General features: G+C 63.6%; 23 protein-coding genes. 10 read left to right on the top strand and 13 right to left on the bottom strand.

Going from position 1 to position 25,844, the window contains the following annotated elements; translation table 11 throughout:
- Positions 1–48 precede the first annotated feature (48 nt).
- On the bottom strand, positions 49–1,395 hold the full coding sequence (gene pmbA, locus UB48_RS09710) for a metalloprotease PmbA (protein ID WP_045196325.1): 1,347 nt from the start codon (positions 1,393–1,395) through the stop codon (positions 49–51).
- Positions 1,396–1,503: 108 nt separating this feature from the next.
- Here pmbA and yjgA point away from each other — a divergent pair, with 108 nt between their 5' ends.
- Positions 1,504–2,025: a ribosome biogenesis factor YjgA gene (gene yjgA, locus UB48_RS09705; RefSeq protein ID WP_045196322.1), complete on the top strand. Its 522-nt coding sequence runs from the start codon at positions 1,504–1,506 to the stop codon at positions 2,023–2,025.
- 42 nt (positions 2,026–2,067) lie between these two features.
- Here yjgA and tldD read toward each other — a convergent pair whose 3' ends face one another.
- The 8 genes from tldD to mreB form a co-directional block, all read right to left on the bottom strand.
- On the bottom strand, positions 2,068–3,507 hold the full coding sequence (gene tldD, locus UB48_RS09700; RefSeq protein WP_045196320.1) for a metalloprotease TldD: 1,440 nt from the start codon (positions 3,505–3,507) through the stop codon (positions 2,068–2,070).
- Between the two features lie 2 nt (positions 3,508–3,509).
- Positions 3,510–4,361 (bottom strand): carbon-nitrogen hydrolase family protein, encoded by an 852-nt coding sequence (locus UB48_RS09695; RefSeq protein WP_045196318.1) that lies wholly within the window; start codon positions 4,359–4,361, stop codon positions 3,510–3,512.
- A gap of 8 nt (positions 4,362–4,369) precedes the next feature.
- A complete protein-coding gene (locus UB48_RS09690) occupies positions 4,370–8,185 on the bottom strand; it encodes a YhdP family protein (RefSeq protein ID WP_045196316.1) in 3,816 nt (1,271 codons plus the stop codon).
- A gap of 88 nt (positions 8,186–8,273) precedes the next feature.
- Complete coding sequence (gene rng / locus UB48_RS09685; protein WP_045196314.1) at positions 8,274–9,731, bottom strand: ribonuclease G; 1,458 nt, start codon at positions 9,729–9,731, stop codon at positions 8,274–8,276.
- Between the two features lie 80 nt (positions 9,732–9,811).
- Positions 9,812–10,414 (bottom strand): nucleoside triphosphate pyrophosphatase, encoded by a 603-nt coding sequence (locus tag UB48_RS09680; protein ID WP_045196312.1) that lies wholly within the window; start codon positions 10,412–10,414, stop codon positions 9,812–9,814.
- Between the two features lie 35 nt (positions 10,415–10,449).
- Complete coding sequence (mreD, locus tag UB48_RS09675) at positions 10,450–10,938, bottom strand: rod shape-determining protein MreD (protein WP_045196310.1); 489 nt, start codon at positions 10,936–10,938, stop codon at positions 10,450–10,452.
- Positions 10,938–12,029 (bottom strand): rod shape-determining protein MreC, encoded by a 1,092-nt coding sequence (gene mreC, locus UB48_RS09670; RefSeq protein WP_258610690.1) that lies wholly within the window; start codon positions 12,027–12,029, stop codon positions 10,938–10,940. The genes mreD and mreC overlap by 1 nt, the downstream gene beginning before the upstream one ends.
- Before the next feature lie 143 nt (positions 12,030–12,172).
- Positions 12,173–13,210, bottom strand: coding sequence for a rod shape-determining protein MreB (mreB, locus tag UB48_RS09665; protein WP_008371426.1), 1,038 nt, complete (start codon positions 13,208–13,210; stop codon positions 12,173–12,175).
- 202 nt (positions 13,211–13,412) lie between these two features.
- On the opposite strand from mreB, the gene gatC reads away from it, so the two are divergent.
- The 6 genes from gatC to UB48_RS09635 all read left to right on the top strand — a co-directional run bounded on the left by gatC (position 13,413) and on the right by UB48_RS09635 (position 18,627).
- Positions 13,413–13,700 carry an Asp-tRNA(Asn)/Glu-tRNA(Gln) amidotransferase subunit GatC gene (gene gatC / locus UB48_RS09660; protein ID WP_045196305.1) on the top strand — a complete coding sequence of 96 codons (288 nt, stop codon included), beginning with the start codon at positions 13,413–13,415 and terminating at the stop codon, positions 13,698–13,700.
- A gap of 16 nt (positions 13,701–13,716) precedes the next feature.
- Positions 13,717–15,168, top strand: coding sequence for an Asp-tRNA(Asn)/Glu-tRNA(Gln) amidotransferase subunit GatA (gene gatA / locus UB48_RS09655; protein ID WP_045196303.1), 1,452 nt, complete (start codon positions 13,717–13,719; stop codon positions 15,166–15,168).
- Positions 15,169–15,179: 11 nt separating this feature from the next.
- Positions 15,180–16,625 carry an Asp-tRNA(Asn)/Glu-tRNA(Gln) amidotransferase subunit GatB gene (gene gatB / locus UB48_RS09650; protein ID WP_045196301.1) on the top strand — a complete coding sequence of 482 codons (1,446 nt, stop codon included), beginning with the start codon at positions 15,180–15,182 and terminating at the stop codon, positions 16,623–16,625.
- A gap of 136 nt (positions 16,626–16,761) precedes the next feature.
- Positions 16,762–17,133, top strand: coding sequence for a septal ring lytic transglycosylase RlpA family protein (locus tag UB48_RS09645; RefSeq protein WP_045196299.1), 372 nt, complete (start codon positions 16,762–16,764; stop codon positions 17,131–17,133).
- A 62-nt stretch (positions 17,134–17,195) separates the two neighbouring features.
- Complete coding sequence (locus tag UB48_RS09640; protein ID WP_045196297.1) at positions 17,196–18,239, top strand: calcium/sodium antiporter; 1,044 nt, start codon at positions 17,196–17,198, stop codon at positions 18,237–18,239.
- Positions 18,240–18,249: 10 nt separating this feature from the next.
- On the top strand, positions 18,250–18,627 hold the full coding sequence (locus UB48_RS09635; RefSeq protein ID WP_045196295.1) for a carboxymuconolactone decarboxylase family protein: 378 nt from the start codon (positions 18,250–18,252) through the stop codon (positions 18,625–18,627).
- A gap of 22 nt (positions 18,628–18,649) precedes the next feature.
- Here UB48_RS09635 and UB48_RS09630 read toward each other — a convergent pair whose 3' ends face one another.
- Together UB48_RS09630 and UB48_RS09625 are read right to left on the bottom strand one after the other, a co-directional pair.
- A complete protein-coding gene (locus tag UB48_RS09630; RefSeq protein ID WP_045196293.1) occupies positions 18,650–20,023 on the bottom strand; it encodes an amino acid permease in 1,374 nt (457 codons plus the stop codon).
- Positions 20,024–20,075: 52 nt separating this feature from the next.
- Positions 20,076–21,017, bottom strand: a complete 942-nt coding sequence (locus tag UB48_RS09625; protein ID WP_045196291.1) for an AEC family transporter — start codon at positions 21,015–21,017, stop codon at positions 20,076–20,078.
- A 182-nt stretch (positions 21,018–21,199) separates the two neighbouring features.
- On the opposite strand from UB48_RS09625, the gene UB48_RS09620 reads away from it, so the two are divergent.
- Positions 21,200–22,840 (top strand): hypothetical protein, encoded by a 1,641-nt coding sequence (locus tag UB48_RS09620; protein ID WP_045196288.1) that lies wholly within the window; start codon positions 21,200–21,202, stop codon positions 22,838–22,840.
- 14 nt (positions 22,841–22,854) lie between these two features.
- Entirely contained in the window at positions 22,855–23,046 is a 192-nt protein-coding gene (locus UB48_RS09615) for a hypothetical protein (protein WP_045196286.1), read from the top strand.
- A gap of 59 nt (positions 23,047–23,105) precedes the next feature.
- Here the strand turns inward: UB48_RS09615 and UB48_RS09610 are convergent, their stop codons facing one another.
- Positions 23,106–23,666 (bottom strand): response regulator transcription factor, encoded by a 561-nt coding sequence (locus UB48_RS09610; protein ID WP_010223415.1) that lies wholly within the window; start codon positions 23,664–23,666, stop codon positions 23,106–23,108.
- Positions 23,666–24,922 carry an ATP-binding protein gene (locus tag UB48_RS09605; protein ID WP_045196284.1) on the bottom strand — a complete coding sequence of 419 codons (1,257 nt, stop codon included), beginning with the start codon at positions 24,920–24,922 and terminating at the stop codon, positions 23,666–23,668. The genes UB48_RS09610 and UB48_RS09605 overlap by 1 nt, the downstream gene beginning before the upstream one ends.
- Positions 24,923–25,124: 202 nt before the next feature.
- Between UB48_RS09605 and UB48_RS09600 the strand changes: the two genes are divergently transcribed.
- The gene (locus UB48_RS09600; RefSeq protein ID WP_045196282.1) at positions 25,125–25,844 is read left to right on the top strand and encodes an SIMPL domain-containing protein; all 720 of its coding nucleotides are present in this window, start codon (positions 25,125–25,127) and stop codon (positions 25,842–25,844) included.

The following is a 25,844-nucleotide window of genomic DNA, read 5'->3' as shown; positions in this document are numbered from 1 at the left end:
AAAAGCCCGACACATGGCCGGGCTTCGAAGGGGGAGCAACACCGGGCGTTAACTGCCCGCGACGGTCATCCGCTCGATCAGCACCGAGCCTGTGTGAATATTGCTGCGGGTTTCCAGATCATTACCAATCGCGACAATTTGCTGGAACATATCCTTCATATTACCGGCGATCGTCACTTCCTGAACGGCGAACTGAATCTCGCCGTTTTCTACCCAGTAGCCTGCAGCACCGCGCGAGTAGTCGCCGGTGACCATGTTCAGACCATGGCCCATCAGCTCGGTAACCAGCAGTCCACGACCCATGCGCCGCAGCAGGGCAGCCTGGTCTTCGACCCCATGGGTGACGAACAGGTTGTGCACGCCGCCGGCGTTGGCGGTGCTCGGCAAGCCCAGCTTGCGCCCGGAATAGGTACCCAGCACGTAGGACACCAGTTGGCCGTTTTCAACGAATGGCTTGGCATAGGTGGCCAGGCCGTCACCATCGAACGCGGCGCTGCCCAGGGCACGCTGCAGGTGCGGGCGCTCGTCCAGGGTCAGCCAGGTCGGGAACAGCCGTTGGCCCATGGCACCATCGAGGAACGAAGACTTGCGGTACAGGTTGCCGCCGGAAATCGCCGAAAGGAAGCTGCCGAACAGCCCCCCTGCCAGCTCGGCCGAGAACAGTACCGGCACTTCACAGGTGGGTACCGGACGCGCGCCCAGGCGGCTGGCTGCCCGTTGCGCAGCGCGGATACCGATGCTGCGCGGGTCGGCGAGCAATTCGCCCTGGCGATTGACGTCATACCAGTAGTCGCGCTGCATCTGCCCGTCGGCTTCGGCAATCATCACGCAGCTCAGGCTGTGCCGGGTCGAAGCGTAGCCGCCGATAAAGCCATGGCTGTTGCCATACACGCGACAGCCCTGGTGGGTGTTGAGGGTGGTGCCGTCGGCGTTCTTGATCCGCGCATCGGCATCGAAAGCTGCGGCTTCGCACTCCAGGGCCTTTTCGATGGCCTGCTCAGGGGTGATGTCCCAGGCATGATAGAGGTCGAAATCCGCCTGCTCGCGGGCCATCAGCGCCGGATCGGCAAGCCCGGCGCACTCGTCTTCGGAAGTGTGCTTGGCAATTGCCAGGGCGGCGGCGACGGTTTCCCGGATCGCCTCGCTGCCGCTGGCCGAGGTGCTCGCCGAGCCTTTGCGCTGGCCCACGTACAAGGTGATGCCAAAACCCTGGTCACGGTTGAATTCGACGGTCTCGACTTCACGCTGGCGCACCGAAGTCGACAACCCCTGCTCCAGCGATACCGCCACTTCGCAGGCGCTGGCACCCTGGCGCCGGGCTTCGGCAATGATCTGTTCGACCTGTTCCTGCAACGCCGGCAGGGCCTGCGGACCTACGCTCTGGACTGCACTCATGGTTTTCTCCACTCAAATTCTGCGTTCGGCGCGGGTCAATCTACGACCGGACCGGACAAGCGGCCCCCGACTGGTTATCATGGCGGCGATTCTCAGCGGACTGCCCCCATGGTTGATTCTTACGACACCGCCTTTGACGGCGAAAAAAGCAAAACCCAGGTCAAGCGCGAAATGCAGGCGCTGGTCGAGATGGGCGAGCGCCTTACCTTGCTCAAGCCCGATACCCTGGCCAAACTGCCGTTGACCGACGAGTTGCGCGCGGCCCTGGAAGAGCACAAGCGGCACACCGCGAACGAGGCCAAACGGCGTCACAAGTCGTTCATCGGCAAGCTGATGCGCGACCAGGACATCGACGCGATCAATGCCCTGCTTGACCAGCTCGACGCCTCCTCGCGCCAATACAACGAGCGCTTCCACAACCTTGAACGCTGGCGTGACCGGCTGATCGATGGTACCGACGAGGTCCTGGAGAAGTTCGTCCAGGAATACCCCGATGCCGATCGCCAGCAACTGCGCTCGCTGATCCGCCAGGCCCAGCACGAGCTGGCGCGCAACAAGCCGCCAAGCGCGAGCCGCAAAATCTTCAAGTACATCCGCGAACTCGACGAGGTCCAACGCGGCCTGCGTTGAACCCCGCACACGGGCAGGCGCCCTGCCTGCCCGGTTTCATCTTCATGCGCCGGTGCCACCGACGGTGATCGCATCGATCTTCAGGGTCGGCTGGCCAACGCCCACCGGCACCGACTGACCATCCTTGCCGCATGTACCGACACCGCTGTCCAGCGACAGGTCGTTGCCGACCATCGATACCCGGCTCATGGCTTCCGGCCCGTTGCCGATCAGGGTTGCGCCTTTGACCGGCGCGGTAATCTTGCCGTCTTCGATCAGGTACGCCTCACTGGTGGAGAACACGAACTTGCCGCTGGTGATGTCCACCTGGCCACCACCGAGGTTGGCGCAGTAAATACCCCTTTTCACCGAGGCAATGATTTCAGCCGGGTCGCTTTCACCGGCACGCATGTAGGTGTTGGTCATGCGCGGCATCGGCAGGTGCGCGTAGGATTCGCGTCGGCCGTTGCCGGTGCGGGCCATGCCCATCAGGCGGGCGTTGAGCTTGTCCTGCATGTAGCCCTTGAGGATGCCGTTCTCGATCAGCGTGGTGCACTCGGTCGGGGTACCTTCGTCATCGACGCTCAGTGATCCGCGACGACCTTCCAGGGTGCCGTCATCGACAATGGTGCACAGGCTCGAAGCCACCTTCTCGCCCATGTGGCCGCTGTAGGCCGAACTGCCCTTGCGGTTGAAATCACCCTCCAGGCCATGGCCGACCGCTTCGTGCAGCAATACGCCCGACCAGCCGGAGCCGAGCACCACCGGCAGGGTACCGGCCGGCGCCGGGATGGCTTCGAGGTTGACCAGCGCCTGGCGCAGGGCCTCACGGGCATAGCCCATGACCCGTTCGTCGGTGAAATAGCGGTAGTCGGTACGCCCGCCGCCACCGTGACCGCCGCGCTCGCGACGGCCGTTCTGCTCGACGATGACACTGACGTTGAAACGCACCAGCGGGCGAATGTCGGCGGCCAGGCTGCCATCGGCGGCGGCGACCAGGATGCGCTCCCAGACCCCGGCCATGCTCACGGTGACTTGCTGGATACGCGGATCGAGCTTGCGCGTGGCGGCGTCGACACACTTGAGCAGCTCGACCTTGTCGGCGCGGCTGATGACCTCAAGCGGATTGTCGGTGCCATACAGCTGGGTAACGTCCTGGCTGTTGAACGCCTGCACGCTGCCGTTCTGCCCGGCACGGGAAATAGAGCGCGCGGCGCGGGCCGCCGAGGTCAGGGCTTCGAGGTTAATGGCGTTGCTGTAGGCAAAACCGGTCTTCTCGCCGGACTGGGCACGTACGCCCACGCCCTGGTCGAGGTTGAAACTGCCTTCTTTGACGATACCGTCTTCCAGCGCCCAGGATTCGGAAATCTGCCCCTGGAAGTACAGGTCGGCGGCATCGATGCCTGGCCCGGCCAGCTCGCCCAGCACTGACTGCAGGCTGTCGAGGGTCAGGCCGCCCGGCGCCAGCAGGTGTTCGCTGACAGTGGATAACATCTCGCTCATAGTCACTCCGAGGTGTGCGCAGGCCGCAAGGCGTCCTGCGAGAAAAAGCGCCGGTGCAAGGTCACCGGCATCCGCGCCCGGATGGACGCCTGTTCGCTGCTGTCACGTTCGCCCAGCAGCACGGCTTCGCCGCTGGCCTGTTCGGCGACGATGCGCCCCCAGGGGTCGACGATCGCCGCATGGCCATAGGTTTCCCGGGGCCCCGGGTGAGTTCCGCCCTGGGCCGCGGCCAGGACATAACATTGGGTTTCAATCGCCCGCGCGCGAATCAACACTTCCCAGTGCGCGGCACCGGTCACGGCGGTGAAGGCCGACGGCGCACTGATTAGCTCAGCCCCGGCTTCGCGCAGCGCGCTGTACAGCTCGGGGAAGCGCAGGTCATAGCAGACGCTCAGGCCCAGGCGCCCGACCGGGGTATCGGCGACCACTACCTGGCCGCCATGGGCGTAGTCATCGGATTCGCGATAGCGGCCACGGTTATCGGCGACATCGACATCGAACAGGTGCAGCTTGTCGTAGCGCGCCACCTGCTCACCGTGCTCATCGATCAGCAACGAGCAGGCATGGGCCTTAGCTTCGGCCTGGCCGACCGGCGGCAGCGGCAAGGTCCCGGCCACTATCCATAACTTGAGGTCGCGGGCGGTCTGTTTCAACCAGGGCAGGATCGGGCCTTCGCCCAGGGCTTCGGCGCGGCCGATTGCGGCGCTGTCGCGCCGGCCCATGGCAGCGAAGTTCTCCGGCAGCACGGCAAGCCGTGCACCGCCTGCGGCTGCCTGCTCAAGCAGTTGCCGGGCGCGCACCAGGTTGGCCAGAACGTCGCTCTGGCTGACCATCTGGATAACCGCTGACTTCATCCCGGCTCCTAGCGTGATTTTTCGAAAGGTTTGATAAAGCTTATCTTAGGCTCTTTCCACGGACCCTCGACGCGATAATGCACGCTGGCGTAGCGCGCCACCCGGTCACCGAGCAGGCGATCAACCAGGAACAGCGCCCCGCCGATGGCCGGCGCACCGACGATCAGCGCGGCAATCGGCAGGTTGTTGGTCACCGGCAGGGTCACCAGCAGGTTGGCGTCGACCCGGTCACGGACCATATCCAGGGTGCCGTCCAGCTCAAGGTTGCTGGAGGGGCCGGTGACGGTGATCGGCTCGCGGGTCACATACACCCCTTCACTGGCCACCAGCAGGCCTTTGACCCGGTCGTAGCTCAGGCCCTTGTCGAGCAAGTCGGAGAAGTCCAGACGCAGGCGCCGGCCAATCGAGTTGAAGTTGAGCAGGCCGAACACGCGCAGGGCCTGGGCGCCACCTTCGACTTCGACGAACTGGCCTTTGCGCAAGGCGGCGTCGAGGCTGCCGGAGAAGCGCTTGAGGCCGACCCAGGCTGGCGAGCCGGGCCAGCGGCCGTCGACATCCAGGCGAAAGTCCCGGCTGGTGACGGTTGGCGCAAAATTGAAAGCCTTGAGGATGTCCGCCAGGTTCTTGCCTTCCAGACGGCCCTTGTACCAACTGCTGCTCGCCCCTGGCGCCCCTTCCCAACCGCCATTACCGTCGATCTGCAGGCCTTTGACACTGACATCGAGGTCATTGAGGGCGATGCCCTTGGCAGTCGGACGAACTTTGACCGCCCAGCTGCCGAGCAGGTCATCGCCACGGAACAGCTTGTCGATGGAAAGATCAACGGCCGGAATCTTGCGCGGATCAATACTGGCCATCGGGTCCGGGCCGTCATCGGAAGACGCTTCGGCGGGGTCGGCGGCCGGCAGGTGAATGGTCTGCAGGTTGATCACCATTGGCGCGCCCTTGGCATCCGGGATCCGCGCGTTACCGATGACTTCCTTGCTGTCCAGGCGCACGACCCAGAGGTTGCCACCGCGATCGACACGCACCACCGCCTGCGCCAGGTTCAGGCCAAAGCCCTTGAGCTGGCCAATACTCAGGTCGACGCCACGCAGCGTCTGCTTGGCACTGCCCCCCGGGTCGTTGCCGGCAAAGCGCTCGAACTGCTTCTGCCAGGGTTCCAGGTCCAGCTCGGCCAGGCGACCGCGCACACGCAGGCCCTGGCCAGGCGGCAACTGTGCGGTACCGGCGCCGAACAGCAGTTCACCGCGGCCCTGGTCGAGCTTGTCCATGGGCGCGGCGTAGATGGCCTTGGCAACGTCGGCATAAGTGACATTAAAGCGCCGCTCCGGCCCCTGCAGCCCCATGCTGAACTGGCTGTTGCGGGTCTCGTTGGCGGCCTTGCCGAACGGCGCGGGCAAATCCACCGCCAGGCCCTTGAGGCTGGAATCGACAGTCAAGGTGTTGTCGCGGCTGCCCAGGCTGACCTGCAACTGGTAAGGCAGCTCCCCGGAAAGCGGCAGGGCCTGTTTGACCTGCAGCCAGTCGGTCAGTGACTTGAGCGGCATCTGCCCTTTGGCGTTGATGCGGGTCTGCATCTGCCCGGGCTTGCCTTCGGCAAAGATCTGCGCGGTGATCGGCTTGTCGAAAGCCCGCGCACTGATGTTCTCGCCGCTCAAGCCTTTGTCGAAGTCAAAGCGCAAGTCACCCTTGAGCTGATGGAGTTCCAGGGCCGGTGAAGCGATCTTCAGCCGCGCATCGCGAACATTGAAGTCAACGACCACCTTGGGTTGCTGGCCTTTGGCCAGGGGAATATCCAGCTTGAGCTTGCCCTTGAGATCGCCCTCGCCCTCCCAGCCGGCAAACATCGGCCCGGTGCCGATAGGCGCGTCCTGGAGGATCTTCAGGCCATCGACGAGCCCGCCGTCAAATTCGCCGTCCAGGTACAGGTGATTGTGTTCACCGGCGCCAACATGGGGAATGTTGACCTCGACGTTGCGTACCTGAGTATTGAGTAACTGTCCGCTTTGCGCCTTGATGCGCACACCATCGTCGTCGATAAACACGTCACCGGCGACTTTCTGCACCTGAGGCCAGCCGGGCTGAAAATCCAGGGCGGCGTCATGGACTTTGAAGAACAGGCTGATACTGCGGGCCTGCTCCGAGGCGCCGTGGTTGAGCGAGCCCTGGTACTGGAAGTAACCCTCATCGACCGCGCCCTTGAGGATCGCCGTGCGCAGCCATTCATCCAGCGCCGGGCTTAGTACTTCGGGCAGGTACTTGGCGGTGTAGCGGCCATCGCCGTCGACCAGGCCGACGCGCAGGTCCATGTAGTCTTCACGGGTTTCATCGAACAGCAGGCGAATGAGGAAGTCGCCGGCAATCTTGCCCTCCTCGCCCAGCACCTTCAGGTACGGCGCGATCAGGGTGAAGCCTTCCTGGTCCAGGCGCCAGGTCAGGCGTGCGTTGGCTTTCTGGTAATGCCAGGGTTTCTCGAAGATCGGGTACAGGTGCAGCATGAAGGCATCGGTATCCAGGCGCAGTTCGCCCTGGCCGAGGTCACCGCTGATACTGCCGCTGACATTACCGGCAGCCGGTGCACCGTGATAGGCGTCAAAGCCAACCCGCTCAAGGTTGGCAGCAAAACTCAGGCGCTGGTCGCCGGTGGCTTTAGGCCGCACATCCAGGCGCACGTTACGCAAGGCCCCGGTGACCTTGAGGCCATCGACCACGGCCATGAGTTTTTCCGGCAGCGGCGCCAGGGCTTCGATCAGCGGCGTAACCGGGGTCAGGTCGAGACGATCGGCCTGGATCGCCCAGGTTTCCTCGCTCGACTCGGTCGCGGCCGTCTGCTTGAGCTGCACATGGGATTCCCAGCGGGTCTTGCCCAGGCTCATGGCCAGCGAGTCGACCAGCACCTCCAGGCCCTTGTCGCCGCGCTGGAACCAGGCATTGAGGGCCAGGTTGTCAATCTGCACGGGCTTGCGTTCGGCATGATTGCCGCGCAGCTCTGGCGCATTCAGGCGCACCACCGCGCTTTGCAACTGGCCCTTGCCCCAGTTCAGCCACAGCTCGCCACCGGCGCGCAGCTCAGTGGCCTGCCACTGGCCCAGCAGGCGTGGCGGCAGCCAGCGCGCCCAATCGCTTTGCGGCAGGCTCAGGTAGGCATCGATTTCACCGTCGCGCCACTGGCTGGGGCGAATCCGGCTGCGCAGGCTCAACGCCAGTGGCTGGCCATCGGGCAGGGTCAGCCGCGCGTCCAGGCGCTGGCGCACACTGCCGGTCTGCAGGCCGAGGCTGACGTAGGTGAGGGTCATGGGTTCGCGCTGGAAGGGCTCCAGAGTCACCTGGCTGTCGACCACGGTGACTTTCGACACCACCTGGATCTGCTTGAGCAGTTGCTCGGGGTCGAGTGGCTTATCGTCTTTTTTCGGCAGGCCTTCCAGGGCCCAGGCGCCGTTCTGGTCCTCGCGCAGGCTCAGTTGCAGGCCGCCAACTTCGAGGTTGGCCAGGCGCACCTGGCGCTCGACCAGGCTGGCCCACAGGTCCGGCACCAGCCTGACGCCGTCCAGGCGCAGGGCACTGGGCCCTTCGCCGACCTGGATATCGCGTACCCGCACGATCGGCGCCAGGCCGCTCCAGTGCCCTTCCAGGGCACCGATATGCACCGGCAGGCCCAAGGCTTGCTCGGCCTTGTCCTCGACCTCGGCACGGTACTCGGCCACCAGCGGGATGAACTGCCGGCCGAGACTGACATAAAGCGCCACCAACACCGCCAGCAAGGCACTGATGCCCAACCCCCAGCGGGTCAAGGCGCCGAGAACGCGCATCAGTCGTTCCATGCCTGTGGCCCTCCAGATCGTGCCTTAACTATGGCCGCAACCCGGCGGTTTGCCAGCCGGCGCACTGCGCAATGTTGTTCAGACCGAGTCAGAGGAGCACCACATCATATTGTTCCTGGGAATACATGGACTCGACCTGGAAGCGAATGGTTCGACCAATGAAGGCTTCAAGTTCGGCAACGTTACCCGATTCTTCATCCAGCAGGCGGTCGACCACTTTCTGGTTGGCCAGCACCCGGTAGCCTTCAGCCTGGTAGGCGCGGGCTTCGCGGAGGATCTCGCGGAAAATTTCGTAACAGACGGTCTCGGGGGTTTTCAGCTTGCCCCGGCCCTGGCAGCAATAGCAGGGCTCACAGAGTACCTGCTCGAGGCTTTCGCGGGTGCGCTTGCGGGTCATCTGCACCAGGCCCAGCTCGGTGATGCCGATGATGTTGGTCTTGGCGTGGTCGCGCTCCAGCTGTTTTTCCAGGGTCCGCAGTACCTGGCGCTGGTGCTCTTCATCTTCCATGTCGATGAAGTCAATGATGATGATCCCGCCGATATTGCGCAGGCGCAGTTGCCGGGCAATGGCGGTGGCCGCCTCGAGGTTGGTTTTGAAGATGGTCTCTTCAAGGTTGCGGTGGCCGACAAAAGCCCCGGTATTGACGTCGATGGTGGTCATCGCCTCGGCCGGGTCGACTACCAGGTAACCGCCGGATTTGAGCGGCACCTTGCGGTCCAGGGCGCGCTGGATCTCGTCTTCGACGCCGTAGAGGTCGAAGATCGGTCGCTCGCCCGGGTAGTGTTCCAGACGATCGGCGATTTCCGGCATCAATTCGGCGACAAACTGCGTGGTTTTCTGAAATGTTTCCCGCGAATCGATGCGGATCTTCTCGATTTTCGGGTTAACCAGATCGCGCAGAGTGCGCAGGGCCAGGCCGAGGTCTTCGTAGATTTCGGTCGGCGCGCCGACGGTCTTGATCTGCGCGCCGATCTGCTCCCAGAGCCTGCGCAGGTAGCGGATGTCCATGAGGATTTCATCGGCCCCGGCGCCTTCAGCGGCGGTACGCAGGATGAAACCACCGGCGTCCTGGATATTTTCCTGGGCGATGCAGTCAGTCACCACCTGCTTGAGGCGCTCGCGCTCGGCTTCGTCTTCGATCTTCAGCGAAATACCGACATGGCTGGTGCGCGGCATGTACACCAGGTAGCGCGACGGGATCGACAGCTGGGTGGTCAGGCGCGCGCCCTTGGAGCCGATCGGGTCCTTGGTCACCTGCACCACCAGGCTCTGGCCTTCGTGCACCAGGGCGCTGATGCTCTCGACCGACGAGCCTTCGCGCAGGGAGATTTCCGAGGCGTGGATGAACGCCGCACGGTCCAGGCCGATGTCGACGAAGGCCGCCTGCATGCCCGGCAGTACCCGCACCACCTTGCCTTTGTAGATGTTGCCGACGATGCCACGGCGCTGGGTGCGCTCGACATGCACCTCCTGCAGTACACCGTTCTCCACCACCGCCACGCGTGATTCCATCGGTGTGATGTTGATCAGAATCTCTTCACTCATGGCAGGCTCTCGTCAAAGGACTTCAGTAATCATGGATCGCTCGCGGGCGACTGGCTAGGGCAGTTCTGGCTAATCCTCGCTCAACAGGCCGGCAGACGCTGCCAGCAGGGGATGGCGAATTGACCGAGCAGTTCGGCGGTTTCGTTCAAGGGCAGGCCGACCACGGCCGAATAGCTGCCTTCAAGGCGCTGGACGAATACCGCCCCCAGGCCCTGAATGGCGTAGCTTCCGGCCTTGTCGGCAGGTTCGCCGCTGGCCCAGTAGGCCTCGGCTTCCTCGGCACTGATGGGGCGAAACAGCACACGGCTTGTGACATTGACGCTCAGGCAACGCTGATGATCGGCCACGGCCACCGCCGTCATTACCTGGTGCTCGTGCCCGGACAAGGCTGCCAGCATGGCCAGGGCATCTTCGCGGTTTTGCGGTTTACCGAGAATTCGACCTTCGAGCACCACGGCGGTATCGGCGCCCAGCACTGCTACCGGGCCCTCGCTACCTTCGGGTAGTGACGCAAGGCCAGCGCACGCTTTCTCCCGCGCCAGACGCTCGACGTAAGCTGCTGCAGCCTCTGCGGGCAGCGGCGTCTCGTCGATCGCGGCACTGAGCGAAGTAAAGGGAACACCGATCTGGGTCAGCAACTCACGGCGGCGTGGCGAGCCAGAGGCCAGGTACAGCAGGGTCATCTTGACGTCTCCCTGTCAGCGTTGAATGTGAGTGCTCAGTTGATGCTCAGGCGTCGGCGCAGACCACGCAGGCCATAGCTGATCCACGGCCAGAGCAAGGCGCTGATGACCGCCGACCAGATCAGCGCCAGGGTCGGCAAGCGGTTGCCGGTCAGGGCGCTGAGCCACAGCTGGATCAACTGGGCCAGGCCGAAAATCACCAGGATCACCAGGCTCTGCTGCCACATCGGGAACATCCGCAGGCGCTGTTGCAACGACAGCACCAGGAAAGTGATCAGGGTCAGCACCAGGGCGTTCTGCCCCAGCAAGGTGCCATACAGCACATCCTCAGCCAGGCCGAGGACGAATGCAGTGGTCATCCCGACCCGGTGCGGCACGGCCAGGGTCCAGAAGGCCAGCAACAGGGCCAGCCACATCGGCCGGAACACTTCGGCGAACTGCGGCATGGGCGACACGCTGAGCAGCATGCCGATCAGAAAGCTCAGCCAGATGACCCAGCCATTACGGCTGCGGGTGCTTACCATCAGTGTCTCTCCCGGGAAATGACTGGCGCGCCGGGTACCGCAGCAGGGGCTGCGGGGGCTGCCGTGGCGGGCGGATGGGCACTGGTTGCCGGTGCGGCTGGCGTCGTGGCAGCCGGCGCCGGGGTGGCCGCAGCCGGTGCAGCCGGGGCGCTGCCAGGCGCAGGCGCGGCCGCCGAAGCGGGCAGGCCCTGGCGATCAGCCTCTTCCTGGGCAATCGCGGCATCGCTGGCTCGTTGCTCGGGCGAGCGGCTATCGGTGAATACCAGCAGCAAGTAGCGGCTGCGGTTGAGCGCAGCGGTCGGAATCGCCCGGACAATGGCAAACGGCTGGCCTGAGTCGTGGATCACTTCCTTGACCGTGGCCACCGGGTAACCGGCCGGGAAGCGCTGGCCGAGGCCGGAGCTGACCAGCAGGTCGCCTTCCTTGATGTCGGCGGTGTCGGCCACATGGCGCAGTTCGAGGCGCTCGGGGTTGCCGGTACCGCTGGCAATTGCCCGCAAGCCGTTGCGATTGACCTGCACCGGAATGCTGTGAGTGGTGTCGGTCAGCAGCAGTACCCGCGAGGTGTAGGGCATCAGTTCGACCACCTGGCCCATCAGGCCACGCGCGTCGAGCACCGGCTGACCGAGGACCACGCCATCGCGCTCGCCCTTGTTGATCAGGATCCGGTGAGTGAAAGGATTGGGATCGACGCCGATCAGCTCAGCAACTTCGACCTTCTCGTTGACCAGCGCCGAGGAGTTGAGCAACTCGCGCAGGCGCACGTTCTGCTCGGTCAGGGCCGCCAGCTTCTGCAGGCGACCTTGCAGGAGCAAGGCTTCGGTCTTGAGTTTTTCGTTTTCAGCGGCGAGTTCGGTACGGCTGCCAAACTGGCTGGCAACCCCCTGCCACACGCGCTGGGGCAGATCGGTAACCAGGTAGGACGGCATCAGCACCAGGCCCATCTGGCTACGCATTGGCTTGAGCAGGGTGAAGCGCGCGTCGACCACCATCAGGGTGATCGACAGCACAACCAGCACGAGCAGGCGTACGCCCAGCGAAGGGCCCTTGGCGAAAAGCGGTTTAATGGGCCGCTCCTCGTGGACGACGATTCAAGAGGTCATTCATACGGCAACGCACCGGCCTGCTTGCGGATTGACGGAAAACGACGCCCACACGGACGTCAGCCCAGCACATACAGGTAGCACTGTGGGCACTACCTGTAAACCGGGCGGCGTGAACTGCGGGCTCCGGCTTATTCGCTGGAGAGCAGGTCCATGGTGTGTTTGTCCATCATTTCCAGGGCACGGCCACCACCGCGAGCCACGCAGGTCAGCGGGTCTTCGGCGACGATTACCGGCAGGCCGGTTTCCTGTGCCAGCAGCTTGTCGAGGTCGCGCAGCAGGGCGCCACCACCGGTCAGCACCAGGCCACGCTCGGCGATGTCCGAAGCCAGCTCCGGCGGCGACTGCTCCAGGGCACTCTTGACCGCCTGGACGATGGTCGCCAGGGATTCCTGCAACGCTTCCAGCACTTCGTTGGAGTTCAGGGTGAAGGCACGTGGCACGCCCTCGGCCAGGTTGCGGCCGCGGACATCGACTTCACGAACTTCGCCACCCGGATAGGCGGTACCGATTTCCTGCTTGATGCGCTCGGCGGTGGACTCACCGATCAGGCTGCCGTAGTTGCGGCGCACGTAGGTGACGATGGCTTCGTCGAAACGGTCGCCACCGACCCGTACGGATTCGGCGTAAACCACACCGTTCAAGGAGATCAGCGCGATTTCAGTGGTACCACCACCGATATCGACGACCATCGAACCGCGGGCTTCCTCGACCGGCAGGCCGGCACCGATGGCGGCGGCCATTGGCTCTTCGATCAGGAACACTTCACGGGCGCCGGCGCCCAGCGCCGACTCACGAATGGCCCGGCGCTCGACCTGGGTCGATTTGCACGGCACGCAGATCAGTACCCGCGGGCTTGGCTGCAGGAAGCTGTTTTCGTGAACCTTGTTGATGAAGTACTGCAGCATTTTTTCGCAAACGCTGAAATCGGCGATCACGCCGTCTTTCATCGGACGAATGGCAGCAATGTTGCCAGGCGTACGGCCCAGCATGCGCTTTGCCTCGGTACCGACAGCGACGACACTTTTCTGGTTGCCGTGAGTACGAATGGCCACAACCGATGGCTCATTCAGGACGATACCGCGCTCACGCACGTAAATAAGGGTGTTGGCAGTGCCCAGGTCGATGGAAAGATCGCTGGAAAACATGCCACGCAGTTTCTTGAACATGGGAAAGTGACCCTAGGCAACGCGTGGGTAAAAAAGTGCGGCAAACTCTAACAACGGCGGGGATTTTGGGCAAGGCACCAATATGTTAAATTGGCGGTTTTTCCGAGCAAGCCTGCACATGATCGCGGCCTTATGACCGTAATACTGCCAGCATGTTCCTCATCGCGGAGCAAATCCGTTTCTGTTTTCCCAGGAGATCCCCATGGCGCTTGAACGCTGCGACGTGGAAAAGATCGCTCATTTGGCCCGACTGGGCCTGAATGAAGCCGATCTGCCACGCACTACCGATGCCCTGAACAGTATTCTGGGACTGGTCGACCAGATGCAAGCGGTCGACACCACTGGCATCGAGCCACTGGCCCACCCTCTGGAAGCCACCCAGCGCCTGCGCGCCGACGTGGTAACAGAAAGTAACCATCGCGACAGCTACCAGGCCATCGCCCCGGCGACGGAAAACGGCCTGTACCTGGTTCCGAAAGTCATCGAGTAAGGGAATAGAGCCTGCCATGCATCAACTGACCCTGGCCGAGATCGCCCGCGGACTCGCCGACAAGAAGTTTTCTTCCGAAGAGCTGACCCGCGCCCTGTTGGCGCGCATCAACCAGCTCGACCCGCAAATCAACAGCTTCATCAGCGTCACCGAAGACCTGGCCATCAGCCAGGCCCGGGCCGCCGACGCCCGCCGCGCCGCCGGCGAGAGCGGCGCCCTGCTCGGTGCACCGATCGGCCACAAGGACCTGTTCTGCACCCAGGGCATCCGCACCAGTTGCGGCTCGAAGATGCTCGACAACTTCAAGGCGCCGTACGACGCCACCGTGGTCAGCAAGCTGGCCGAAGCTGGCGCCGTGACCCTGGGCAAGACCAACATGGACGAATTCGCCATGGGTTCGGCCAACGAGAGCAGCTACTACGGTGCGGTGAAAAACCCGTGGAACCTCGAGCACGTGCCGGGCGGTTCGTCCGGTGGCTCGGCGGCCGCGGTTGCTGCGCGCCTGTTGCCTGGCGCCACCGCCACCGACACCGGTGGTTCGATCCGACAGCCGGCAGCGCTGACCAGCCTGACCGGGCTGAAACCGACCTACGGTCGGGTTTCGCGCTGGGGCATGATTGCCTACGCCTCGAGCCTCGACCAGGCCGGCCCGCTGGCCCGCACTGCCGAAGACTGCGCGCTGCTGCTGCAAGGCATGGCCGGTTTCGACGCCAAGGACTCCACCAGCATCGACGAACCGGTGCCGGACTACAGCGCCAGCCTCAACGCCTCGCTCCAGGGCCTGCGCATCGGCCTGCCGAAGGAATACTTCGGTGCCGGCCTCGACCCGCGCATCGCCGACCTGGTCCAGGCCAGCGTCAAGGAGCTGGAAAAGCTCGGCGCGGTGGTCAAGGAAATCAGCCTGCCGAACATGCAGCACGCCATCCCGGCCTACTACGTGATCGCCCCGGCGGAGGCCTCGTCCAACCTGTCGCGTTTCGACGGTGTACGTTTTGGCTACCGCTGCGAGAGCCCGGTCGACCTCACCGACCTGTACAAGCGCTCCCGCGGCGAAGGCTTCGGCCCTGAAGTACAGCGCCGGATCATGGTCGGGGCCTACGCCCTGTCGGCCGGTTACTACGATGCCTACTACCTGCAGGCACAGAAAATCCGCCGCCTGATCAAGAACGACTTCATGGCGGCCTTCAACGACGTCGACGTGATCCTCGGCCCGACCACGCCAAACCTGGCCTGGAAGATCGGCGCCAAGAACAACGACCCGGTCGCCGAGTACCTGGAAGACGTCTACACCATCACCGCCAACCTCGCCGGCCTGCCAGGCCTGTCGATGCCGGCCGGTTTCGTCGATGGTCTGCCGGTTGGCGTGCAGCTGCTGGCACCGTATTTCCACGAAGGCCGCCTGCTCAACGTCGCGTACCGCTACCAGCAAGTGACTGACTGGCACACTCGCGCACCTAACGGCTTCTGAGGGATCACCACATGCAATGGGAAGTTGTCATCGGGCTGGAGATTCACACCCAGCTCGCCACCCAGTCGAAGATTTTCTCCGGCAGCGCCACCACTTTCGGCTCCGAGCCGAACACCCAGGCCAGCCTGATCGATCTGGGCATGCCCGGCGTACTGCCGGTGCTCAACCAGGAAGCGGTGCGCATGGCCTGCATGTTCGGCCTGGCCATCGATGCCGAGATCGGCCAGCACAACGTGTTCGCGCGCAAGAACTACTTCTACCCCGACCTGCCCAAGGGCTACCAGATCAGCCAGATGGAGCTGCCGATCGTTGGCAAGGGCCACCTGGACATCGCCCTCGAAGACGGCACGGTCAAGCGCGTTGGCATTACCCGTGCGCACCTTGAAGAAGACGCCGGCAAGAGCCTGCACGAAGACTTCAGCGGCTCCACCGGCATCGACCTCAACCGCGCCGGCACCCCGCTGCTGGAGATCGTCTCCGAGCCGGACATGCGCAACGCCAAGGAGGCCGTGGCCTACGTCAAGGCCATCCACGCCCTGGTGCGCTACCTGGGCATCTGCGACGGCAACATGGCCGAAGGCTCGCTGCGTTGCGACTGCAACGTCTCGGTTCGCCCCAAGGGCCAGGCCGAGTTCGGTACCCGCTGCGAGATCAAGAACGTCAACTCGTTCCGCTTCATCGAGCGCGCGATCAACACCGAAGTGCAGCGCCAGATCGAGCTGATCGAAGACGGCGGCCGGGTCATCCAGGAAACCCGCCTGTACGATCCGAACAAGGACGAGACCCGCTCCATGCGCAGCAAGGAGGAAGCCAACGACTACCGTTACTTCCCCGACCCGGACCTGCTGCCGGTGGTCATCGAAAGCGCCTTCCTTGAAGAGGTGCGCGCCACCTTGCCGGAACTGCCACCGCAAAAGCGTGAGCGCTTCCAGAGCCAGTTCGGCCTTTCGGCCTATGACGCCAACGTCCTGGCGACCAGCCGCGAACAGGCCGACTACTTTGAACAGGTGGTCGGTGTGTGCGGCGACGCCAAGCTTGCCGCCAACTGGGTCATGGTCGAGCTGGGCAGCCTGCTGAACAAGCTGGGCCTGGAAATCGACCAGTCGCCGGTCACTGCCGAGCACCTGGGCGGCATGCTCAAGCGCATCCTCGACAACACCATCAGCGGTAAGATTGCCAAGGTGGTGTTCGAGAAGATGGCCGCCGGCGACGGCGATGCCGACCAGATCATCGAAGCCGAGGGCCTCAAGCAGGTCACCGACAGCGGTGCGATCGAGAAGGTCCTGGACGAAGTGCTGGCCGCCAACGCCGAGCAGGTCGAGCAATACCGCGCTGCGGATGAAGCCAAGCGCGGCAAGATGTTCGGCTTCTTCGTCGGCCAGGCCATGAAAGCCTCCAAAGGCAAGGCCAACCCGCAGCAAGTGAACCAATTGCTCAAGAGCAAGCTCGAAGGGTAATCGCGTCACCCTGTGGGAGCCGGCGTTGCCGGCGATGCAAGGCGAAGCCTTGCCAGTTTCTGGGGCTGCCGAGCAGCCCATCGCCGGCAACGCCGGCTCCCACAGGTGATCACTTCACCTCGGAGCAACTGATTTGATGTGGCGTCCCCTCAGCGCACTCGCGCTCTTCAGCCTGCTGGCCGGTTGCGCCAGCCACGATATCGACCCCCGCGGTTACGACAAGACCGGCACCGCCTCCTATTACGGCTCCCGTCACCACGGTAAACGCACCGCCAGTGGCGAGCCTTTCAACCAGCACGGCATGACCGCCGCCCACCGCAGCCTGCCCTTCGGCACACGGGTCAAGGTCACCAACCTCAACAACGAACGCAGCGTCGTGGTGCGCATCAACGACCGCGGCCCGCATACCCGTGGCCGGCTGATCGACCTGTCGCGCGCCGCCGCGGATAAACTCGGGATGATCCGTAGCGGAACCGCGCGCGTACGGGTACAAAGTCTCAGCGATTGACCTGACCCCGGAGCCCGACCATTTTCGACCTGGCCGCTTTACCCACTTTCAGCCTGCTGCAGTTGAGCATCGGCCTGCTGTTGCTGATCGCCGGCGCCGAACTGCTGGTGCGCGCCGCCCTGCGCCTGGCCGCCAGCCTGCAAGTGCGGCCATTGATCATCGGCCTGAGCCTGGTGGCATTCGGCAGCAGCGCGCCGCAACTGACCGTCAGCCTGCAGGCGGCCTACACCGGCGCGCCGGATGTCGCGGTCGGCAGCGTGATCGGCAGTAACATCTTCAACATCCTCGTGACCCTGGGCCTGGCCGCGCTGATCATCCCGCTGCGGGTCTCGCGCCAGCTGGTTCGCCTGGACATCCCGCTGATGATCGCCGCGAGCCTGGCGGTGTACCTGCTGGCCTTCAACGAACTGCTCGGGCGCCTGGAAGGAGCCCTGCTGCTGTGTGGCCTGTTCGGCTACCTGGCGATCCTCTGGCACCAGTCCCGCCACCACGCGCGCACCTACCCGTCCCCCGGACCGCGCCCGCAGCGTGGCGGCCGGTTCTGGCTTGGTAGTGTGCTGCTGATGCTGGCCGGGCTTGGCCTGCTCAGCCTGGCCGGCCATCTGCTGCTTGAGGCAGCGGTAGAGGTGGCGCAAGACCTGGGCCTGTCAGAGCGGGTCATCGGCCTGACTGTGGTCGCGGTCTGCACCTCGCTACCGGAACTGGCCACCTCGCTGATCGCCGCCCTGCGTGGCGAGCGGGAGATCGCCGTGGGCAACGTGATCGGCAGCAACCTGTTCAACCTGCTGGCGGTGCTCGGCCTGACCGCGTTGGTCGCCCCCGAGCCGCTGTCGATCTCGCCCAATGCCCTGGCCTTCGACCTGCCGGTGATGCTCGGGGTCGCGGTGCTGGCGCTGCCGGTGTTCTACTCCGGTTACCGGGTGACCCGCGCCGAAGGGCTGGTGTTCCTCTGCCTGTACCTGGCTTATGGTCTGCATGTGGTGGCTTTCACCACCGGCATGCCGCTGGCCAGCCGGCTTGAAAAACTGATGCTGTTCTACGCATTGCCAGCACTGGGGGCGTTGCTGCTGTACACCACCCTGCGTGCCTGGCGCCGCCAACACTAAGGAAAACAACATGGGCGACAACAACAAATCCGGCGAACAGGTTCGCCGCCAGGTCATGGGCGATGCCTTCGTCGATCGCGCTTTGAGCAATGCCACCGACTTCAGCCAGCCGCTGCAGGACTTCGTCAACGAACATGCCTGGGGCAGCGTCTGGAGCCGCGAAGGCCTGCCGCTGAAAACCCGCAGCCTGATCACCCTTGCCGCCCTCACCGCACTCAAATGCCCGCAGGAGCTCAAGGGCCACGTGCGTGGCGCCCTGAACAACGGTTGTACGGTCGAGGAAATTCGCGAGGCGCTGCTGCACTGCGCGGTGTACGCCGGCGTGCCGGCAGCGGTCGATGCCTTTCGCGCCGCCCAGGAAGTGATCGACAGCTACCCGCAGAGCTGATCGATCACTTGCGCCAAGGCCGTCAGTTGCTGACGACGACGGCCTTCTGACTTTTCTTCTTCAGCCAGAACGCCACACCCAGGGTGGCGATCCAGGCCGGGATCAGCATCACCGAAATGCGGATCGGCGGGGTCAGGTACATCACCACCAGAATCAGGCCGATGAACGCCAGGCACAGGTAGTTGGTCACCGGGTGGCCCCAGCTCTTGTAGAAGGTCGACTCGCCCGACGCCTGCTTGGCGCGGCGGAATTTAAGGTGGGTGATGCTGATGCTGGCCCAGTTGATCACCAGCGCCGAGACCGCCAGAGCCATCAGCAGGCCAAAGGCTTCGCCCGGCATCAGGTAGTTGATCAGCACGCACAAGCCGGTGGCCAGGGCAGAAACACCGAGGGCCGTCAGCGGCACGCCACGGCGGTTGACCTTGAGCAGCGCACGCGGCGCGTCACCCTGGCTGGCCAGACCGAACAGCATGCGGCTGTTGCAGTACACGCAACTGTTGTACACCGACAGCGCGGCGGTCAGTACCACCACGTTGAGGATGGTCGCCACCAGGTTGCTGTCCAGGTTGTGGAAGATCATCACGAACGGGCTGCCGCCCTGCACCACCTTCTGCCACGGGTACAGCGACAGCAGCACCGCCAGGGCGCCGATGTAGAAAATCAGGATGCGATAGACCACCTGGTTGGTGGCACGCGGAATGCTGTGGCGCGGGTTGTCGGCTTCGGCAGCGGTGATACCGACCAGTTCCAGGCCGCCGAAGGAGAACATGATCACCGCCATGGCCATCAGCAAACCGCTGAAGCCGTTGGGGAAGAAGCCGCCGTACTGCCAGAGGTTGGCGACGCTGGCGTCCGGCCCGCCATTGCCGCTGGCCAGCAGCCAGGCGCCAAAGCCGATCATGCTGACGATGGCGATGACCTTGACCAGGGCGAACCAGAACTCCATTTCGCCGTAGACCTTCACCTGGGTGAGGTTGATCAGGTTGATCACCACGAAGAAGATCGCCGCCGTCGCCCAGGTCGGGAAGTCCGGCCACCAGTACTGCACGTAGATACCCACGGCCGTCAGCTCGGCCATGCCGACCAGCACATAGACCACCCAGTAGTTCCAGCCGGAAACAAAACCGGCGAACTCGTTCCAGTAGCGGTGGGCAAAGTGGCTGAAGCTGCCGGCTACCGGCTCGTCGACCACCATCTCGCCCAGCTGGCGCATGATAAAGAACGCCATCAGGCCGGCAATCGCATACCCCAGCAGCACGGCCGGACCGGCCATCTGGATGGTCTGGGCAATACCCAGGAACAGGCCGGTACCGATGGCGCCACCCAGGGCAATCAACTGGATATGGCGATTCTTCAACCCGCGCTGTAATCGCTCTGGGGGGTTCTGTTCTTGCATGAAATGTCCTTGAAGGTGGAAGGCAGTGTTAGCTTTATTGTCGGCACAGAATCTAGATCCAGCCGCCCCACTGCAAGAGGAAAATGCCGATATTCGTGGTTATGGCGGCCATCAGCGTAGTAATTACGATGATCGAGGCGGCCAGCTCATGGTTACCGTTGGCCGCGCGGGCCATCACATAACTGGCCGCGGCGGTCGGGCTGCCGATGTACAGGAACAGGATACCCAGCTCCGCGCCGCGAAAGCCGCAAAGCCAGGCCGCCAGGGTGCCGATCACCGGCAACCAGATCATCTTCACCAGGCTGGCGCTGACCGCCAGGCCACCGATTTCGCGCAGTGACGCCAGCGACAGGGTACCGCCAATGCAGATCAATGCCAGCGGCAGGGTCATCTGCGCCAAGTAATCACCGGAGGTCAGCAACCAGTTGGGCAGCGGCACTTGCCCGTAGGCCATGGGCGTGGCGAGCAGCACGCTGATGATCAGCGGGTTGCGCAGGATACTCTTGCAGATGCTCCAGGGGTCGGACTTCATGCTCGGGCTGTACACCGCCAGCACCACCGACGACAGCGAGTTGTACAGCAGTATCACCAGGCCGGCGAGGATCGCCCCCAGCGAAATGCCGTAATCGCCATACATGCTTGCCGCCAGTGCCAGGCCGATAACCCCGTTGTTGCCGCGAAAGCCGCCCTGGGTGTAGATGCCGCGGTCTTCACGCGGGCAGCGCCACAGGGCGAAGCCCCAGGCCAGGGCAAAACTGCCCAGGGTGGCGACCACGAAGAACACCAGCAGCCCGGGCTTGACCGCCGCCGTCAGGTCGGCGTGGTAGATCCCCAAAAACAGCAGCGCCGGCATGCACACGTTGAACACCAGCGACGAGGCGGTGTGGATGAAGCCGTCGTTGATGGCCTTGATGCGTTTGAGCAGCACGCCCATGAACAGCATGGCGAACACCGGCGCCGTGATGTTCAGCGTCTGGATAAAGAGGGCGAGCATGCAGGGTGGTCCCGATGGCTGTCGTTAGGGGGCTAATGATACGTCAGCCACCGATTGATGAATCGTATTCCTGTGTAAGAAAAAAGAGTTGTTGACGTAGGAAATGGTTTGGATATGATCGAAACAACTGTACATACATACAGTTATTTAGGTAAATCCATGACATCTCAAAGGAGTTGAATATGTCAGGTATGCAAACTGGACTGCACGCCCAAAAGGCGCTCGCCACCACCGTGGTCGCCGACCTCGACGCCCTGTTCAGCGTCAGCGGCATCAACATTCCCGGCCCTGACGCCCGCCTGGTGCTGGTGCTCGACGGCCATCACACGATCAAGTACCACCGCCTTGGCCTGGCGGCCAAACCGCCTGCCAGTGGCAAGCCGGTATTGCGCTTCGAAGGCGGCGAACACACCGCCATCGGCGACAACACCCTGCTGCGCTTCAGCCACGACAGCGCGCCGATCCCAGCCTGGAAAGTCGCCCTGCACCTGGCCAATAGCCTGAGCCTAAGCTACGGCCAGATCGTCGCCCTGGGTGGTGATTTCTATGGCATTCCCGAGCGGCCGATTGCCGATGGCGCCACAGCCGAAGAACGCGTTGAACGTTTTGTCGCCGCCTTTGATTCACTGGCCGTGCTTCCCGCCTCCCGGGAAGAAGCCGGCAAGATCCTCGCGGTCATGCAGCGGGAAATCGCCGCCGCCAACCAGGCGATCAAAGACGGTCGCCAGCCTCATGAAGCCTACGACCAGTTGGGCGACACCCTCTCGGAAGAGTGGAACAAGATCACCGGCGGCGGCAGCTTCGTTTCGCCAATGTTCCCCCTGGGTCGCTATCTCAAGCTGGCCGCCAGCAACTGGGACCACTTCGGTGAATGGGCGCTGCTGGCGTATGTCGCCGGCCATACCGCCGCCTTGCGCCAGGCCGTGAAAGCTCGCGCCAGCGGCGATGACGGGCAGCTGGAACTGGCCTACGCGATGAACGCCTTCGCCGACCACTTCCTCACTGACCTGTTCTCCGCCGGCCACGTGCGGGTACCGCGCAAGGCGATCAAGGACAACGTCACCCCGGCCGACCTCGGCTCGCTGATCTCGCGCTTCATGCACGATGAAGACAGCAAGTACGGCCTGGTGCTGCGCAATGCCCAGGGCGATACCTGGCGCGGCTATGGCGACAAGCGCTACTTCGACAGCATCGACGTCGCCAACCGCAAACAGGTGGGCCTGGCGGTGCAGAAGTCTGCCGATGAGATCTTCCAGGCATTCGACACCGGCAACCTGCCGGCGCCGACAGCCTATGGTGCCCTGCGCATCGCCGCTGACTTGCAAGCTGCCGTGGAAGGACAGGTGCCAGGCAACTTCGCCCCACTGTTTGCCCTGCGCAACGGCAAGCTGATGCGCCGCGCCGACGTCAACAACCTCAATGACCCGGCGCAGATCGACAACTGGTGGGGCTGGAGTACCTACCTGCTGCTCAAGGACTACAGCCCGAACAAACCCACCGGCTACCTCGATGCCCCTGCCAGCGCCCCGAGCATTCGCGCCGACGGCTGGCAGACCCAGGTACCGAGCCAGCCCAACTGGCTGCCCGGCCATGCCGTGCGTTATGCGGTGAGCGTGGTCAACGGTTTCAACGAGTCCTACATTGGCCCGTGGAGCGACTACACCGAACTGACCGAGCGCTTCCAACCGACCCTGACGGTGCCGCTGGACACCTCCGGCAAGTCGGTGTCGCGCAATCTGTTCCGCCAGTTCCGCGGCGGTTCGCCGGAACTGATCGCCTCGCTGGATGCGGGCACCACGACCTATATCGATCAACAGCCGTGATAAGGAAATCACTCATGAGCATTACCCTGAACATTGAGCTGGCGTCGGGCCAGCCCCTCAAGGATGTACCCCTGGAGCTGCTGCGCGATGGCGTGGTGGTGGGTCGGGCCAAGCTGGCTGAAAGCGGCAAGGTGGTATTCGATGCCGCGCCCGGGGCCGGGCAACTGGCAGTGCGGGTGGATCGAACGATCCTCGGCGGCAAATAAATTGATCGCGGGGCAAGCCCGCTCCTACAGTAGGAGCGGGCTTGCCCCGCGATAGTCAATCAGCGCCGAACCGGGCGCTTTTGCAGCTTGCGCTGCAAGGTCCGCCGGTGCATGCCCAGGGCCCGGGCGGTGGCGGAGATATTGCCTTCATGTTCAGTCAGCACGCGCTGGATGTGTTCCCACTGCAGGCGGTCCACCGACATCGGGTTTTCCGGCACCAGGCTGTCGAGGTCGGCGTGCTCGGAAAGTAGCGCGGCCAGCACATCGTCGGCGTCGGCGGGCTTGCACAGGTAGTTGCAGGCACCGCGCTTGATCGCCTCGACTGCGGTGGCGATGCTCGAGTAACCGGTGAGGATCACCACGCGCATTTCCGGGTCCAGTTCCAGCAGCTTGGGCAACAGTACCAGGCCCGAATCGCCATCCATCTTCAGGTCCAGCGTGGCATAGTCCGGCACGTCGTCCTGGGCGATTTTCAGGCCCTCTTCGGCAGAACCTGCGGTGCTCACGCGAAAGCCGCGGCGACTCATGGCCCGGGCCATTACCCGGGTAAAGGTAGCGTCGTCGTCAACCAGCAGCAGGTGCGGCAGCTCTTCGCCTTCAACCTGGATTTCATCACTCATCACACATCTCCTCGCGCGTCACGCGGCAGGCGCAGCTCGGTGAGCGTACCGCCTTCTTCATGACTATAGAGTTTTACCGAGCCGCCCGCACGGGTCACGCTGGCCTTGCTCAAGAACAGGCCCAGGCCGAAGCCTTTGCCCTTGGTGGTAAAGAAGGGTTTGCCGATCGATTCGGCAATCGCTGCCGGCACGCCCGGGCCGTGGTCGCGGATGCTGATCACCATGTCCTGGGCGTCCCAGTCCAGGCGCACTTCCAGGTCGTCCGGGCAAGCATCGGCGGCATTGTTCAACAGGTTCAGCAGGGCCTGGGTGAGGTCCGGCGGCGGCGCCAGGCGCGGCACATTGCCCTGGCCCAGGCGCTGGAAGCGGTAACTGGCCTCGGGGCGCATCAGGTGCCAGCGGTTGAGCGCTTCGTCGAGCCAGAAGGTCACTTCCTGGTTCTCGACCGCCAGGCGCCGGTTGGCTTCAGCAGCACGCACCAGGTTCTGCAGGGTCTCTTTACACAACTTGACCTGGTCCTGCAGCACTGCCAGGTCTTCCTGCAGCAGCGGGTCGCTGTGGTCCTGGCGCATTTCCTTGATCAATACGCTCATGGTCGCCAGCGGCGTGCCCAGCTCATGGGCAGCGCCAGCGGCCTGGGTGGCCACGGCCAGCAGTTGCTGGTCGCGCAGGCCCTCCTCTCGGCGTTCGGCGCGCAGTTGCTCCTGGCGGCGCAGCTCTTCGGCCATCTTCGCGGCGAAGAAGGTAATCACCGCAGCTGCCAGGGCGATACTCAGCCACATGCCGTAGACCTGCATCTTCTCCCGGGCCATAGGGAAGGTCTCGAGCGGATAGAACTGCACCAGCAGCAAGCTGTAGGCGGCCAGGGCAATACCGGAGAGGATCAGCGAATAGACCCAGGGCAAGGTCACCGCGGCAATGGCCAGCGGCACCAGGTAATAGGACACGAAGGGGTTGGTCGAACCGCCCGAGTAGTACAGCAAGGCACTGTGGATCAGCAGGTCACAGGCCAGCTGGAAGGCATATTCCAGCTCGGTGACCGGCAGGGTCAGGCGCAGGCGCAGGGCCGTGAACGCGCACAGCAGCATCGACAGGCCGAGGGTAATGACCAGCGACAGCCACGGCAGCGGCAGCAGTTCGGTCCAGTAGGCGACACCGACCGAGCCGGCCTGGGCGGCAAGCACCAGGATGCGGATGAAGGTCAGGCGCCAGAGGTTCTGACGGGTTGCAGACAGCATTTGTACGGGGGCGAGCATGAGCTCTCCTGATGAGTGCTCCAGGCGAATCGTCGCGAGTATACCGAAGCTGCGGCCTGGTCTGCAGTGATGCGGCAAAGCGCCACACTTTTTTACATAACAATGATGGCCATTTTGAACCTCACTACACTGTTGCCAGTCTCATGGGCCAGCGTGCACTGCTTGTGTTCAGTGCCCGCGCCACACTTTCAAGGAGTCATACATGTCGATCACCCGCAGCAGCGCCGCCCTGGCGATGGCCACCAGCTTGCTAGCCAGCCTTCCGGCCCTGGCCGATGAGGCCCCGCGCTACAACCAGATTTCGCTGCGCGCCGAAGTCAGCAAGGAAGTGGCCCGCGACCTGATGGTCGTGACCCTGTACAGCGAAGCGCAAAATACCGACCCGGGCAAGCTGGCCACTGAAATCACCGAAACCATGAACAAGGCGGTGAAACAGGCGCGCGAAGTCAAGGATGTGAAGATCAGCCAGGGCAGCCGCAACAGCTACCCGATCTACGACAACAAGGGTCAGAAGATCACCGGCTGGCGCGAACGCGCCGAGCTGCGCCTGGAAAGCGCCAACTTCCCGGCCCTGTCGCAACTCACCGGCACCCTGCTGCAGGACCTGAAAATGGGCGGCATGGACTTCTCCATCGCCCCGGCCACGCGCAAAACCAGCGAAGACGACCTGCTCAAGGATGCCGTCAACGCCTTCAAGGCCCGTGCCCAACTGGCCACCGAAGCCCTGGGCGGCAAAGGCTACAAAGTGGTCAACCTGAACCTCAACAGCAGCGGTTACCCGCATCCTTATGCCCGTAGCGCACCGATGATGATGAAAGCCGCCGGCATGGCCGCAGACGCAGCGCCCGCTCCGGAAATCGAAGCCGGCACCACCGACGTGACCATGAGTGCCGATGGCACCATTGAAGTCCAGATGCCGTAA

It is taken from the genome of Pseudomonas sp. 2(2015) (assembly GCF_000955865.1).
GTDB lineage: Bacteria > Pseudomonadota > Gammaproteobacteria > Pseudomonadales > Pseudomonadaceae > Aquipseudomonas.
This window is presented reverse-complemented; position numbering and strand designations above follow the sequence as displayed.

Bases quoted from the DNA above. Each gene is read 5' to 3' on its own strand.
- pmbA (WP_045196325.1), bottom strand. From the start codon at position 1,395: ATGAGTGCAGTCCAGAGCGTAGGTCCGCAGGCCCTGCCGGCGTTGCAG.
- yjgA (WP_045196322.1), top strand. From the start codon at position 1,504: ATGGTTGATTCTTACGACACCGCCTTTGACGGCGAAAAAAGCAAAACC.
- tldD (WP_045196320.1), bottom strand. From the start codon at position 3,507: ATGAGCGAGATGTTATCCACTGTCAGCGAACACCTGCTGGCGCCGGGC.
- UB48_RS09695 (WP_045196318.1), bottom strand. From the start codon at position 4,361: ATGAAGTCAGCGGTTATCCAGATGGTCAGCCAGAGCGACGTTCTGGCC.
- UB48_RS09690 (WP_045196316.1), bottom strand. From the start codon at position 8,185: ATGGAACGACTGATGCGCGTTCTCGGCGCCTTGACCCGCTGGGGGTTG.
- rng (WP_045196314.1), bottom strand. From the start codon at position 9,731: ATGAGTGAAGAGATTCTGATCAACATCACACCGATGGAATCACGCGTG.
- UB48_RS09680 (WP_045196312.1), bottom strand. From the start codon at position 10,414: ATGACCCTGCTGTACCTGGCCTCTGGCTCGCCACGCCGCCGTGAGTTG.
- mreD (WP_045196310.1), bottom strand. From the start codon at position 10,938: ATGGTAAGCACCCGCAGCCGTAATGGCTGGGTCATCTGGCTGAGCTTT.
- mreB (WP_008371426.1), bottom strand. From the start codon at position 13,210: ATGTTCAAGAAACTGCGTGGCATGTTTTCCAGCGATCTTTCCATCGAC.
- gatC (WP_045196305.1), top strand. From the start codon at position 13,413: ATGGCGCTTGAACGCTGCGACGTGGAAAAGATCGCTCATTTGGCCCGA.
- gatA (WP_045196303.1), top strand. From the start codon at position 13,717: ATGCATCAACTGACCCTGGCCGAGATCGCCCGCGGACTCGCCGACAAG.
- gatB (WP_045196301.1), top strand. From the start codon at position 15,180: ATGCAATGGGAAGTTGTCATCGGGCTGGAGATTCACACCCAGCTCGCC.
- UB48_RS09645 (WP_045196299.1), top strand. From the start codon at position 16,762: ATGTGGCGTCCCCTCAGCGCACTCGCGCTCTTCAGCCTGCTGGCCGGT.
- UB48_RS09635 (WP_045196295.1), top strand. From the start codon at position 18,250: ATGGGCGACAACAACAAATCCGGCGAACAGGTTCGCCGCCAGGTCATG.
- UB48_RS09630 (WP_045196293.1), bottom strand. From the start codon at position 20,023: ATGCAAGAACAGAACCCCCCAGAGCGATTACAGCGCGGGTTGAAGAAT.
- UB48_RS09625 (WP_045196291.1), bottom strand. From the start codon at position 21,017: ATGCTCGCCCTCTTTATCCAGACGCTGAACATCACGGCGCCGGTGTTC.
- UB48_RS09620 (WP_045196288.1), top strand. From the start codon at position 21,200: ATGTCAGGTATGCAAACTGGACTGCACGCCCAAAAGGCGCTCGCCACC.
- UB48_RS09615 (WP_045196286.1), top strand. From the start codon at position 22,855: ATGAGCATTACCCTGAACATTGAGCTGGCGTCGGGCCAGCCCCTCAAG.
- UB48_RS09610 (WP_010223415.1), bottom strand. From the start codon at position 23,666: ATGAGTGATGAAATCCAGGTTGAAGGCGAAGAGCTGCCGCACCTGCTG.
- UB48_RS09605 (WP_045196284.1), bottom strand. From the start codon at position 24,922: ATGCTCGCCCCCGTACAAATGCTGTCTGCAACCCGTCAGAACCTCTGG.
- UB48_RS09600 (WP_045196282.1), top strand. From the start codon at position 25,125: ATGTCGATCACCCGCAGCAGCGCCGCCCTGGCGATGGCCACCAGCTTG.